This window comes from Mycobacterium neglectum (assembly GCF_002591975.1).
In the GTDB taxonomy this organism is placed as follows: Bacteria; Actinomycetota; Actinomycetes; order Mycobacteriales; family Mycobacteriaceae; genus Mycobacterium; species Mycobacterium neglectum.
The window spans coordinates 133,710-147,589 of record NZ_NVQE01000012.1 but is presented as its reverse complement, the minus strand read 5'-3'; the positions used below and the strand labels follow the sequence as shown (position 1 = coordinate 147,589).

At 65.0% G+C, this 13,880-nt stretch carries 9 protein-coding genes and 1 pseudogene; 8 read left to right on the top strand and 2 right to left on the bottom strand.

Annotation, left to right across the window (positions count from 1 at the left end):
- Positions 1–249: 249 nt before the first annotated feature.
- Together otsB and ppsA are read right to left on the bottom strand one after the other, a co-directional pair.
- Positions 250–3,927 (bottom strand): trehalose-phosphatase, encoded by a 3,678-nt coding sequence (gene otsB / locus CSQ99_RS12435; protein ID WP_099039340.1) that lies wholly within the window; start codon positions 3,925–3,927, stop codon positions 250–252.
- Entirely contained in the window at positions 3,924–6,320 is a 2,397-nt protein-coding gene (ppsA, locus tag CSQ99_RS12430) for a phosphoenolpyruvate synthase (protein WP_099039339.1), read from the bottom strand. The genes otsB and ppsA overlap by 4 nt, the downstream gene beginning before the upstream one ends.
- Positions 6,321–6,459: 139 nt before the next feature.
- Here ppsA and CSQ99_RS12425 point away from each other — a divergent pair.
- From CSQ99_RS12425 to CSQ99_RS12390, 8 genes and pseudogenes are all read left to right on the top strand, one after another.
- Positions 6,460–6,633: pseudogene (locus CSQ99_RS12425) on the top strand (type I glyceraldehyde-3-phosphate dehydrogenase); the annotation flags it as partial.
- Between the two features lie 96 nt (positions 6,634–6,729).
- A complete protein-coding gene (locus CSQ99_RS12420) occupies positions 6,730–8,127 on the top strand; it encodes a WS/DGAT/MGAT family O-acyltransferase (RefSeq protein ID WP_099039338.1) in 1,398 nt (465 codons plus the stop codon).
- Positions 8,124–9,497 (top strand): wax ester/triacylglycerol synthase domain-containing protein, encoded by a 1,374-nt coding sequence (locus CSQ99_RS12415; protein ID WP_099039337.1) that lies wholly within the window; start codon positions 8,124–8,126, stop codon positions 9,495–9,497. Before CSQ99_RS12420 ends, CSQ99_RS12415 begins: the two co-directional genes overlap by 4 nt.
- On the top strand, positions 9,490–9,951 hold the full coding sequence (locus CSQ99_RS12410) for a hypothetical protein (RefSeq protein WP_245908876.1): 462 nt from the start codon (positions 9,490–9,492) through the stop codon (positions 9,949–9,951). The genes CSQ99_RS12415 and CSQ99_RS12410 overlap by 8 nt, the downstream gene beginning before the upstream one ends.
- A 199-nt stretch (positions 9,952–10,150) precedes the next feature.
- Complete coding sequence (locus CSQ99_RS12405) at positions 10,151–10,441, top strand: hypothetical protein (RefSeq protein ID WP_099039336.1); 291 nt, start codon at positions 10,151–10,153, stop codon at positions 10,439–10,441.
- A 292-nt stretch (positions 10,442–10,733) separates the two neighbouring features.
- On the top strand, positions 10,734–12,545 hold the full coding sequence (locus tag CSQ99_RS12400) for an NAD(P)H-dependent oxidoreductase subunit E (protein WP_099039335.1): 1,812 nt from the start codon (positions 10,734–10,736) through the stop codon (positions 12,543–12,545).
- Complete coding sequence (locus CSQ99_RS12395; protein ID WP_099039334.1) at positions 12,542–13,258, top strand: 2Fe-2S iron-sulfur cluster-binding protein; 717 nt, start codon at positions 12,542–12,544, stop codon at positions 13,256–13,258. Before CSQ99_RS12400 ends, CSQ99_RS12395 begins: the two co-directional genes overlap by 4 nt.
- Positions 13,255–13,872, top strand: coding sequence for an NADH-quinone oxidoreductase subunit B family protein (locus CSQ99_RS12390; protein ID WP_099039333.1), 618 nt, complete (start codon positions 13,255–13,257; stop codon positions 13,870–13,872). The genes CSQ99_RS12395 and CSQ99_RS12390 overlap by 4 nt, the downstream gene beginning before the upstream one ends.
- The last annotated feature ends 8 nt before the right edge of the window (positions 13,873–13,880 follow it).

Below are 13,880 nucleotides of genomic sequence, written 5' to 3'. Positions count from 1 at the left end.
CCGAAAGCCCCCGAACGGAGCGCAGAGGAAAAGCTGGGCAAACCAGCAGCTACCTCATGCGCACAACCCGACGACCAACGACAGCCCGACCTCACAGCCACACACCAGGTCAGTCGGTGGATCGAGGTTTAGTCCCTGATCGTGGCGCGTAAGTCCTCTGAGCGCTCGCGACTACTGCCGAACTATTGGCGCGCCATCGCCAGATTGAACCGTTCCTCAGCAGTGACGTGATGTCTCTGGAATCAGCGATCAGCCGGGGAATCGAACCGTGGTTCCGGGCATCAGCTCGACGACCTCACCGTGACACTCCACTTCGATCGCGGCCGCGTCGCGCGGATCGACGCTGATGATCACGCCCTTCCCGCTGACCCGCAGATGCAGGTGCAGGCCGCGGTAGTGGATCGGTATTGCCAGCACGCCAAGGCTTTCCGGCCAATATGGCGAGAGGATGATGCGGTTGGACCGGGTCTCCAGCCCGGTGAAACACCGCTGCATGAGATCCACGGTGCCGGCCATGGCCGCCAGGTGGATGCCCTCCGACGTGGTGCCGCCCTGAATGTCGGACACGTCCGACTTCAGCGCCTGGGTGAAGAACTCCATGGCCCGGTCGCGGTTGGCCCTGGCCAGCACCCAGGTGTGCACGACGCCACTGAGCGTCGACCCGTGCGAGGTGCGGGCCAGGTAGTAGTCGACCATCTCCGGTACCTGCTCCGGTGTGAAGCGATAACCGAGCCGGGCGAGCAGCTCACGAAGCTCGTCCGCCGACAGCAGGTAGAGCAGCATCAGCGCATCGGCCTGTTTGGACGCCTTGTAGCGGTTCACATCGTCGTGCTCGGCCTCCAGGATGCGGTCGAGCCGTTGAATATTGCCGTACTGACTGCGCAGGCGGTCCCAATCCAGTTCCGCCAGTTCGCCGTAACCCTCGAACTGGCTGATCACCCCGTCGTGGAACGGGACGAACATCCGTCGGCTGACGTCATCCCAGTGGTCGAGCTCGGCACTGTGAAGGCCCAGCGTCTCCATCAGATCCAGTCGGTTCGGCAGCGGCAGCAGGTTCAGTGCGTCGATGGCGTGCGTGATGACCCAGACCGCCATGATGTTGGTGTACGCGTTGTCGTCGATGCCGTCGTACGGAGCTTCGGGATATCCGGAATGGAACTCGTCGGGGCCGATGACGCCCTTGATCCTGAAGCGTGCGCGCTCGTCGGCGTAGGTGGCCAAGCTGACGAAAAACCGTGCGATCTCGGCCAGCAGCTCGGCACCGTAGTCGATCAGGTAGGCGAGGTCGCCGGTGACCTGATAGAACTTCCATGCGTTGTAGGCGACCGCGATACCGATATGGTGCGCGCGGGCGCTGGCATCCGGGTTCCAGTGGCCGCTGCGTGGATTCAGGTGCAGCCGTTGGCTTTCCTCGCGACCGTCGCTGCCGGACTGCCAAGGAAACATCGCCCCCGCATGGCCTGCCGCGCGCGCAGCTTGTCTGGCCTCCGGCAACCGGCGGTAGCGGTAGCCGAGCAGCGACCGGGTCACCATCGGGAGCCGCAGGTTGAGCACCGGGAAGATGAACAACTCGTCCCAGAAGATGTGGCCGCGATACGCCTCGCCGTGCAGTCCGCGGGCGGGCACCCCGGCGTCGAGGTCGGCGGTGTTCGGTGACACCGTCTGCAGCAGGTGTAGCAGATGCAGTCGCAGGATCCGCACTTCATCGGTGAAGTCGTCGAATTCGACGGACAGCCGTTCCCACAGATGCGTCCATGCGGTCAGATGTCCATCGAGCAGTTCGGCGAACCCGCCGAGCCGGCCGACCCAACGCTGCGCGTCGACACCGGGTTCGGAGGTTGCCACGTCCCGGCCCGTGTAGACGGTCACGACCTTCTCGATCGTCACCGACTCTCCGGCCGATAGCTGTACCGCGATGTCGTGACCGATCTCGGCGTCGAGATTGAACAGCTGAAATGTCGCGGGGACGGTTTCACCGTCGCGCAGCACGGTGTTTCGCGCGGCCATGGCGACGGGAATCTGTGACTGGTTGGTTCGCACGGTCAGCAGGACCGAGTTGTTCGAGATTTCGCGGGTGACCGCCGACCCGAGATGCTCGCTGGCCAGGTCCCGATAACGCTCGACGAGCGAGTTCGTCACGTTGCCGTCCACTGTCGAGCGGAACTCGATCCTGCCCGACCAGTCTTCGGCGACGACCGTTGTCTCGAGAGCGCCGACGTGGGGCAGGTGCATCGCCACGAACCGTCGTTGCCTCAGTGAGCTGGACCGGCCCGCATCGTCGCGGAAGCGGACCTCCCGATGCAGCACCGCTCCGCGAAGATCGAGTCTCTGGGTGTAGGAGAGCAGGGTGACCTCGTCGAGGTCGAACCAGCTGCCGTCGTCGATACGGAAGGTCAACGCAAGCCAGTTGGGCAGATTGACCAGGCTCTCATTGTCGATCTCGGTTCCCGACACGTCGTCGACGAGCCGGTTGAACACGCCCGCGGCGTAAGTGCCCGGGTAATGCACCTGCCCGGCCTTCGACTCGGGCGCAGCGCCCCGGGTGGCGAAGTAGCCGTTTCCAACCGTGCACAACGCCTCACGGAGCTTCTCGTTTTGCGGATCGTATCCCTCGAATACGTAGTCCCACGCCTCACCGGACACCTGGTGCTTGTAGGCCAGCCACTGCGACCCGCGCTGCATGAACTCGCAGACCTGGTCCGGACACTGGAGGCTGAAGTGAGCAGCCGTCTTGCGGTCGCCGTCCTCGTCGTGTCCAACGACGATCCCGATGCCGTCGAACTTGACCGCATCGAAGGCGTCCTCGTCGGTGAGGTCATCGCCGATGTAGATCGGCAGCAGTGAGCCGGAGACGTCGATCCGGTCGCGGATCCAGGCCAGCGTGGTGCCCTTGTCCCAGTCGAGGTCGGGCCGCAGCTCCACGAGCATCCGCCCACCGGTCACGCGAAGGCCGGCCTGCGCGCCAACTTGGTGGGCGGCAGAGACGATCTCACCGACCCGGTCCGGTTCCACCTCGCGGTAGTGCACCGCGACGGCGAATCGCTTGTGCTCGACACGAACTCCCGGGATCGTGGTAAGGCTCGTGCTCAGTTCCGCCGCGGCCTGCTCGAGCACGGGCACGAACTCCGCAGCCGCCTCATTGCAGTGGTATGTGCCGTCGGGCGCCGTCAGCTCAAACCCGTGGCTGCCTGCGTACCAGACGCCGGGAATGCCCACCCGGTCGCGGACGTCCGCGAGATCGCGGCCGCTGAGGATGGCCACGGGACACACCTTGGCGACGAGCTCCAGCGCGTCGCTGGCGCCGTCGACGAGCCTGGCCGCAGCGGGATCGGAGACGATGGGGGACAGCGTGCCGTCGTAGTCCAGGAACAGCATCGACTCACGTGCGCTGGTGATGCCGATCAGTTGACCGTAGGACGCCAGCGCATTCGGCAGTTCGGAGATCCGCTTGTCACCCGTTCGCACGGCGATGTCGGACAGATCGGCGAGCACGACGTCGGCGCCGTGGTCGGCCAACCCGTCGGCATCTCCGGTTCCGTCGATGCCGATGACGAGCGCGAAGCCGCCATCGCGGCCCGCGGCCACGCCGGCGGCGGAGCTCTCGAGAACCACGCACCGTTGGGGCCGCACGCCGAGTCGGCGCGCGGAATCCAGAAGCACAGTGGGATCGGGGGTTTCGGTCGTTCCGCGTTCGCCTGCGACACCGTCGACGCAGACCTCGAACAGGTCGTCGATTCCGGCGGCCTTCAGGGCCTGTTGGCATTGCGGACTCGACGAATAGGCGGCCGCGGCCATCCCGATGCCCTGCAACTTGCGGGCCAGGTCCACCGTCGCCCCAAAGAGCGGCGCGTCACTGGTCAGCGCACCGTCGAGGTCGAAGAGCACCGCGTCGTGACGACGCGGGTCGATCGTGATCGGCAGCTTCATGGCGCGGGGACGAGCTGTCGTTCCAATTCCAGGACCTGACGGGTGGTCTTCACCACGGTGTCGGGATTCAGGCTCATTGATTCGATGCCGATCCGGACCAGGAACTCGGCCAGGTCCGGGTAGTCCGACGGGGCCTGCCCGCACAGTCCGGAGTGAATACCGTTGCGGCGACAGCCTTCGACGGCCAGCCGGATCATTTCCTTGACACCCTCGTCGCGTTCGTCGTAGTCGAAGGCGACGATCTCGCTGTCCCGGTCGACGCCGAGGGTCAGCTGGGTCAGATCGTTGGAGCCGATGGAGAAGCCGTCGAAACGCTTGGCGAACTCGTCGATAAGGATGACGTTGTTCGGAATCTCGCACATCGCGTACACCTTGAGCCCGTTCTCGCCCCGCTTCAGGCCGAGGTCGGCCATCGTCTGCAGGACGAGGTCAGCCTCCGCGACCCGACGCACGAACGGGAGCATGAGGATGACGTTTGTAAGGCCCATCTCGTCGCGAACCCGTTGCATTGCACGGCATTCCAAAGCGAACCCCTCGGCGTAGGCCGGATGCGCGTAACGCGAGGCGCCGCGGAAGCCGATCATCGGGTTGCTCTCGGTCGGTTCGAAGCCCGCTCCGCCGAGCAGGCTGGCGTACTCGTTGGACTTGAAGTCCGACATCCGGACGACCACTGGCTTGGGCCAGAATGCGGCGGCGATGGTGCCGATGCCCTCGGAGAGACGCTCGGTGAAGAAGGCGCTGCCGTCGGCGTAGCCCTGGGTGAGCCGAGTGATCGTGCGCCGCGCCACGGGGTCGTCGACCTGCTCGGGGTGAAGCAGGGCCAGCGGGTGCACCCGGATGTACTCGCTGATGATGAATTCCATCCGGGCCAGTCCCACGCCGTCATTCGGCAGGAACGACGTCTTGAACGCGAGGTCGGGATTGCCGAGGTTGAGCATGATCTGTGTCCGCGGCCGCGCCACGTCACCGACCTCGGTGCGATCCACGTGGAAACCTACCGCGCCGTTGTAGACACGGCCGGAATCCCCCTCGGCGCAGGACACGGTCACGACCTGGCCGTCGGGTACGCACATGGTCGCGTCGCCGGTGCCCACCACGGCGGGGATTCCGAGTTCACGGGCGATGATCGAGGCATGGCAGGTCCGGCCGCCGCGGTTGGTGACGATCGCCGCGGCGGTCTTCATGACCGGTTCCCAGTCCGGTGTGGTGGTGTCTGCGACCAGCACTTGACCGGGCTTGAATTGGTCCAGCTGCGTGAGGTTCTCGATGCGTTTCACCGCGCCCGAGGCGATCCGCTCGCCGACCGAGCGGCCCTCGGTGAGGATCTCGCCCTTCCCCTCGAGCACGTAGGTCTCCAGCGCCGTCACGCTGTGCTGGGACGCCACCGTCTCGGGGCGGGCCTGGACGATGTAGAGCTGACCGTCCAGCCCATCCTTGGCCCACTCCATGTCCATCGGTCTGCCGTAGTGCGCCTCGATCGCACAGGCGTAGCCGGCCAGTTCCAGAACGTCGTCGTCGGTGAGGCAGAAGCGGGCACGGTCGGCCTTCGGGGTGGGGATGTTTCGCGTCGTGTTCTTGGTCTCACCGTCGACGAGGATCATCTTCACGGCCTTGTCGCCGAGCAGGCGCCGCAGCACGGCGCGATGGCCGGCGAGATAGGTCGGCTTGTGGACGTAGTACTCGTCCGGGTCGACGGCACCCTGAACGATGTTTTCGCCGAGGCCGTATGCGCCTGTCACGAAGACCGCGTCGCGGAAGCCGGACTCGGTGTCCAGGGAGAACATCACACCGGAAGAGGAGATATCGGATCGCACCATCTTCATCACGCCGATCGACAGCGAAACCTTGAAGTGGTCGAAGCCCTGATCGATTCGGTAGTGGATCGCCCGATCGGTGAACAGGCTGGCGAAACAACGGCGGCAGGTGTCGAGCAGGCTCTCCTCGCCCTTGATGTTGAGATACGAGTCCTGCTGGCCGGCGAAGCTGGCCGTCGGGAGGTCCTCGGCGGTCGCCGAACTGCGAACCGCCAGGCTGACCTCCTCGCCGTATTCCCGCTGAAGTGCGCGATAACCCTCCAGGATCGCCGCGGCCAGGTCATCAGGGAGTCCGGCGCCGTAAACGATCTCCCTGGCGCGCTTGGCCTTCCGTGCCAGCGCTGCCACATCGGCGGGATCGAGGTCGTCGAGTTCGGCGTGCAGCCGCTCCCAGGCGCCGGCTTCATCCAACATGTAGCGATAGGCGGCGGCGGTGATGGCGAACCCGTGCGGGACGCGTACACCCTGCCCGGACAGCTTCTGGAACATCTCGCCCAGCGAGGCGTTCTTTCCGCCGACGAGCGGCACGTCCTCGATGCCCATGTCTTCGAAAAAGCGAACATATTCAGACGTACCCATGACGTTGCCTCCCGTGGCGCAGCACCAATTGCCGCGCCACGCCTCAACCTCCCACAGCGGTGGGTGGGATACAGGGGCCGAAGGTCACTCGAATAGGTGACGCTCCGACGTGACGCAACGCCGGAGGTCCGACCGCACCGATGATCCCATCGTCTCCTCCGACATCGTGACCGACCCGTCGTCGTGCATCTTCGACTCCGGGCTCACGAAGGTCAGCGGTGACCTGGTGAAGATCGTCGGCTGGTACGACAACGAGTGGGGCTACTCGAACCGCCTCGTCGATCTGACCGACCTGGTCGCGTCAACTCGCTGAGGATCGCTGAGGACCGCTGGTCGGAACGACGTTGTCCCTACGGCTTGGGGACTTGCGACCCTGCCGCCGCGACCTCGCGAAGCGCATCGTGATCACATGGAGCACCTGACCACGCTGGATGCGAGTTTTCTGCAGGCGGAGGATTCCGATTCCCACGTGAGCCTGGCGGTCGGCGGCGTGTCGATCGTGGAAGGACCGCCGCCCGATTACGGCGATCTGGTGTCGGCGTTCGCCGACCGGGCGCAGGCCATCCCGCGCTGTACCCAGGTGCTGCACACGCACGCGTTCGACCTCGGCGCACCGGAATGGGTGGACGACCCCAACTTCGATGTTGCGCACCACCTCCACCGCATCGCGTTGCCTCATCCGGGGGATGACTGCGCGCTGTTCGGGGTGATCGCCGGCATCATGGAACAACGGCTGGACCGCGATCGCCCGCTGTGGGAGTGCTGGATCATCGAGGGGCTCACCGACGATCGGTGGGCGCTGCTGATGAAGATCCACCACTGCATTGCCGATGGCATCGCCACCACGCAGATGTTGGCGAAGCTCAGCGACGGCGGCGCTCAGGAGACCTTCGCGACCAATATTCGCGCAGCGCGGGAGTCGGGCGGATCGATACTCGATCTGCTGCGGCCCAGGCTGAACCCGCTGAACTGGATGGGCGGCATTTGGCAGGCGACGCTCGCAGCGACCAGCGCGGCCGAACACGCCGTGGTCGGGGCGGCCGAACTGACAGCTCGTGTGCTCGCCACCGCGCAGGAGTCCTCACTGAACGGACCCATCACCAAGATGCGTCGCTACAGCGCCGCGCGCGTTGACCTGGCCGTGATGAAGCAGGTCTGCAGGGATTTCGACGTCACCCTCAACGACGTGGCGCTGGCGGCGATCACCAGCGGATACCGGACGATTTTGCTGGCCCGTGGTGAAACGCCGGGACCCCACGCACTGCGCACGCTGGTTCCGGTGTCGATGCGTTCGGTGGAGGATTTCGATGTGACCGACAACCGGGTGTCGGCGATGTTGCCGCTTTTGCCGGTCGATGAACCCGACCCCGTCAAACAGTTGGAGATCGTCCACCAGCGACTCATCGAGGCCAAGGAGAGCGGTCAACGGGAAGGCGGCAGTGCGGTTCTCGCGGCCGGCGGAAGTGTTCCTTATGTCCTCTCGGCGTGGGCGATTCGACTGCTGACCCGTCTGCCGCAGAAGTCGGTATCCGCGTTGGCGACGAATGTGCCGGGGCCCCGCACCCGGCAGCGGCTGATGGGGCGGGACGTATTGGAGATCTTGCCGGTGCCGCCGATCGCACTTCACCTGCGCACCGGTATCGCGATGCTCAGCTACGCCGACCGCTTCTTCTTCGGCATCACCGCAGATTTTGACAGCGCACCCGACGTCGACGCGCTCGCCCGAGGGATCGAGGACGGCGTACGACACCTGGCGACGCTCGGCGGCACGCGGGGACAGACACGAGCTGCCGGTGACCACAGATGACCGAATTCATGCGCAACAGCGACGCCTTCACCTGGGCCATGGAAAGCGATCCCCGGTTGCGTTCCACGGTGGTCACGGTGGTCATGCTCGACCGATCGCCGGACTGGGACGAGGTCCGCAATCGCTTCGACGTCGTCTCGCGTGCGGTCCCGATGCTGCGCCAGCGTGTCGTTCCGTCGCCGCCGCCGGCGCCGCCGAGGTGGGAAGACGCCCCGGACTTCGACCTGGGCTTCCACATGCGAAGGGTGACAGCGCCCGCGCCCGGCACCATCGACACGGTGCTGGAGATGGCGCGGGTCGCGGCCATGGAGGACTTCGACCGGGCCCGCCCGCTGTGGGAGGCCACGCTGATCGACGGACTCGAAAACGATGGTGCAGCAATGGTTCTCAAGTTCCACCATGCGCTGACCGACGGAGTCGGAGGCATCCAGATCGGGATGATCCTCTTCGATCTGTCCGAGGTTCCCGAGCGGCACGACGTTGCTCAGCCATGGCCTGAAGTTCCTCCGCCGCAGCGGCTGCGGGGCTACCGCGACACCGCGCGATACGGCGCCGGTTTGGTGGCGGACGCGCTGACGGGCACTCTGAAGACTGCTCCGAAGCTGATTGCCAACGGCGTTCTGCGCCCAGTGGACACCGTCTCGTCGGCCGCCGAGTTGGCCGCCTCGGTTTACCGCACCATGCGTCCTGTGAGCCGCAGGGGCTCATCGCTGATGAGCAACCGCAGCCTCATCCGAAAGCTGGGTGTGCTCGAGATCCCGTTCGCACAGCTGCGGGCGGCCGCCCATCGCGGCGGCGGTGCATTGAACGACGCGTTCGTGGCGGGCGTAGCCGGGGGGCTTCGCCTGTACCACGAAAAGCACGGCGTCACGGTCGGCGACCTTCACCTGACGATGCCCATGAGCCTGCGCGAAGAGGGCGACGAGATGGGCGGCAACCGCATCACCATCATGCGGTTCGACGTGCCGGTCGGCACCGCCGATCCCGAGGAGCGCATCCGCCAGATTCACGAAAGGACCGGCAAGGTGCGCCACGAGAAGTCGCTCCCGTACACGCAGTGGATCGCCGGAGCGCTGAACATGATGCCGCGCTGGTACATTGGCTCGATTCTGCGCAATGTCGACTTCCTGTGCAGCGACGTGCCCGGGATACCCGTGCCAGTGTTTCTCGGTGGCGCCAAGGTGTTGACGCAGTACGGATTCGGCCCGACGATCGGCTCGGCGGTCAACGTCACGCTGTTGACGTACGTGGATGTGTGCACGCTGGGCATCGACGTGGACACCGGCGCGATTCCCGACCACGACGTGTTCATGGACAGCCTCGTCGCAGGTTTCGACGAGGTGTTGGCCCTAGGCCTGGACCATGTCTAGGACGAATGGTCGAAGCCTCGCGGTCGCCGGCATCGTCGGCGCCGCCGTCCTCGCGACGCTCGTTCTCGTGCCCGGTTTGCGAGTCGGTGCGGACTCGCCGTGGTTGGGCGCACTGGTCATTCTCGCTCCCACGGCGACGCTGTTGGCGGCTACGGGATTCCGGCACTACGGCACCGGACGTGCGGTGGCCGTCGCCGCCGTGGTCGCGGTCGTTGCAGGCGGCGTCAGCTGGCTCGTCGCGGTATTCACCTTGGTGAGGGCGCTGAGCGGGGTGGGCGTCGGGCTCGCCTGGGCGATTCTGCTGTTCCTCACTCCTGCCGTGTCGGTGCTCGCACTCGGCGCGCTGGCGTTGCGCGTCGTCGCGCCGAGGTGCGCGCCCGGCGAGGCGTCGGACGCGGTGCCGGAATCAGCGCCATCGGCGCGCAGGAACCGACGTAGCGACGCACCGCGATGACAAAAGAAGCGTGCTTGGGGCTCGGTGCTACGGCGCCGGCTGATGGAGTGGGACGAATGGCCGACGAGACGCTTTCGTTGGTCGGGATTGCCAACGAAGGGACCATCGTCACCCGCGGGGGGACCTTCGTCGGTAGTGGCCGACCGCAGCGGTCAATAGCGTCGACAGCGACAGACAAACCACTATGTAAGGATCCGACATGGTCCAGGCTGTTGAATCGCAGCACGCGACTTCTCACGCGATCGACCTGCTCGACGACGTACGCCATGCGGCCAAAGCCGGTCAGCACGCTGCGGGCGAGGCTCTCCGGGCATTCCGCCGAACGGTCGACGAGACGGTACCGCAGGCAGTCCAGCCGCTCCGCACGAAGATCATTGACGCCGCGGTCGAGCTGGCCGACAAGCTAGCCTCTGCCCAGTTTCAGCTCAACAGGGACTTGATCGACAGCGTCGAACGCACCCTGACCAAGACCGACGGTGACCAGCAGTAAGAGTCTGACCACGCAGCCGAGGACGGTGGCATCGCTTCCGGGCCCGCCGCGCCGCACTGTGGCCCTTGTGGTGACTCGCGGGATACTCTTAACCGCGGAATCTGTTACGGGCAACGCTGTTTCCTTCGGCTCACGCAACCGCGTGCACGTGCAGCCCGACGTGTCCCGCAGGGCCATCGACCGAAGGTCGAGAGGGGTTACAGATGACTTTCGTGCCAACGGAATTACGTATTGGCGGCCGTTGTGCTGATCACGCTTTCTGCGCAGGATCCGCACCGGCGAACGTCGACAGATGAACGCAGACGTCGACGCCGTGCTCCGGCGCTACCGTTACGACGGAACGCGGCTGATCGACGTACTGTGGGACGTCCAGCATCTGTACGGCCATATTCCCGAAGACGTACTGGAACAGATCGCGGCCGGGTTGAATCGGGCTCCGCTGGACATTGTGGAGACGGCCTCTTTCTATCACTTCTTCCACAGCGCGCCATCCGGACGTCATCGGATTTACCTCAGCAACACAGTGATTGCGAAGATGAACGGGTATCAGGAGGTGTACGACGCGCTCGAGCGCGAGTCCGGGGTCCGATTCGGGGAAACCGATGAGTCGGGACTTTTCGGACTGTTCGAAACGCCGTGCATCGGTCTCAGTGATCAGGAACCCGCGATGATGATCGACAGCGTGGTGTTCACGCGACTGACGCCCGAATTCGTGGCAGACATCCTCGCGCAGTTGAGAACTGGGAGAGCGGCCGCCGATATCGCCAACCCGGCGGGGCTTCCCGACGATGACCTGGCCTACGTCGACGCGCTGGTCGAGTCCAACGTCCACACGCGGGGGCCGGTGTTCTTCCGCGGCGAGCCGGATTACAAATCGTTGCTCAAGAACTGCCTCGCCGGTACGCCCGAGCAGACGATCGGCACGATCATCGAATCCGGGCTGCGCGGGTACGGCGGTGCGGGGTTCCGAACCGGGCTGAAGTGGCAGCTGTGCCGGGTCGCGCCGGGCGACGAGAAGTACGTCATCTGCAACGCCGATGAGGGAGAACCGGGCACGTTCAAGGACCGAGCGCTGCTGACCCGATCGCCGAAAGACGTCTTCATGGGGATGGTCATTGCGGCCTATGCGGTCGGCAGTAGACACGGAATCCTTTATCTCCGTGCCGAATACGTCTACCTGAAGCGTTATCTGGAACGTCAACTTCAGGAATTGCGTGAGGACGGGCTACTCGGGCGCTGTGTCGGTGGGCAACCAGGATTCGACTTTGACATCCGCATCCAGATGGGCGCCGGTTCCTATGTCTGCGGTGAAGAGTCTGCGCTGATCGAGTCCTGCGAAGGCAAACGGGGCACGCCCCGGTTGAAACCGCCCTTCCCCGTCCAAGAGGGTTACCTCGGCAGGCCGACGTGCGTCAACAACGTCGAGACGTTCGCCGCTGCGACCCGCGTCGTGGAGGAAGGCGCGGATTGGTTCCGCGGCATGGGCACACCCGAATCGGCCGGGGCCCGTCTGCTTAGCGTCGCCGGGGATTGCGACCGCCCGGGTGTCTACGAGGTCGAGTGGGGCGTCACCCTCGATGAGGTGCTGATGATGGTCGGCGCGCACGATGCCCGCGCCGTCCAGATCAGTGGTCCATCGGGGGAGTGTCTGTCGGTCGCCGCGGACGGCCGACGCCGCATCGCCTACGAGGACATTCCGTGCAACGGAGCCGTCACGATCTTCAACTCACGCCGTGATCTGCTCGAATGCGTCAGGGATTACACGAAGTTCTTCGTCGACGAATCCTGCGGCATCTGTGTGCCCTGCCGGGCAGGCACCGTCAATCTGCACGACAAGGTCGAGCTCGTCCTCTCAGGCGCCGCGGTGCAGCGGGACCTCGACGAGGTGGTCCGGTGGGGCGCGCTGGTGCATTCGACCAGTCGGTGCGGTCTCGGGGCCACGGCGGCCAATCCCATCCTGAGCACGCTCGCGAAGTTCCCAGAGATCTATCGGCGGCGGTTGGTCGTCCAGGAGAACGCCCTGCTGTCCTCGTTCGATCTCGAAGCCGCCCTAGCTGGATACGGCAAGGCGCGCACCGAATTGGAGACAGGCGGGACGGCATGAGTATCCGAATCGAAATCGACGGAGTCCCGGTGTCGACCGAGGAGGACGAAACCCTGGTCGACGTCGCCGCGGATGCGGGTGTCTACATCCCGACGCTGTGTTACCTCAGGGGCAAGCCGTGCCTCGGAACATGCCGGGTGTGCTCGGTCAAGGTGAATGGTGTGGTTGCCGCGGCCTGCACGGTCCGCGTGTCGGACGGGATGACGGTCGAGGTCAACGAACCGGAAACCGCTGACCTACGGAAGGCATTGGTAGAGCTGCTGTTCACCGAGGGCAACCACAATTGCCCGAGCTGTGAGAAGAGCGGTCGTTGCACCCTGCAGGCCGTCGGCTACGAGGTGGACATGCTGGTGTCACGCTTCCCGTACCGTTTCCCGGTTCGACAGCGCGACCACGCCTCGGACCGGATATGGCTGGAGCGGGACCGCTGCATCTTCTGCCAGCGCTGCGTGGAATTCGTACGCGACGAAACCACGGGACAGAAGATCTTCAGCATCAGCCAGCGTGGCCCTGAGTCCCGTATCGAAGTGGACACCGACCGTGCCAATGCGATGCCGGATGAGCAGGTTCGCTATGCCGTCGAGATCTGCCCTGTCGGCGCCATCCTCGAGAAGGGCGTCGGCTACGACGTCCCGATCGGCCGACGCAGGTATGAAGTGAAATCCGTCCGCGACCGGGCTCTCCACCAGACAGACGAATCAGGTGCGCCGTGACCCAGGAGATCAGATCGGACGAACTGCCCACGACACCAACGGATCCGGCGCTCTCGACGGCTCGCGAGGACAAGATCAACGTGGCAATGATCGGTTTGTGTGGCTGCTGGGGATGCACGTTGTCGTTCCTCGACATGGACGAGCGGATCGTTTCGCTCTTGACGAAGGTCACCATCCACCGATCGTCGCTCACCGACATCAAGAGAATCACGCAACGTTGCGCGATCGGCTTCATCGAGGGGGGTGTGGCGAATGAGGAGAACATCGAAACGTTGCGGCATTTCCGGGAGAACTGCGACATCCTGATCTCCGTCGGAGCGTGCGCCGTGTGGGGTGGTGTCCCGGCGATGCGCAACGTCTTCGAGTTGAAGGACTGTCTCGACGAGGCGTACGTCAACTCGCCGACCGCGGTTCCCGGCGCCGCGGCCGTCATCCCCTGCCACCCCGACATCCCCCGAATCACCACCAAGGTCCACCCTTGCCACGAAGTGGTCCAGATGGACTACTTCATCCCCGGATGCCCACCGGACGCGGACGCGATCTTCGCGGTGCTCGACGATCTGATCCATGGCCGCCCGGTCGCGCTGCCCCGCTCGCTGAACCATTACGACTGATCCCGGAA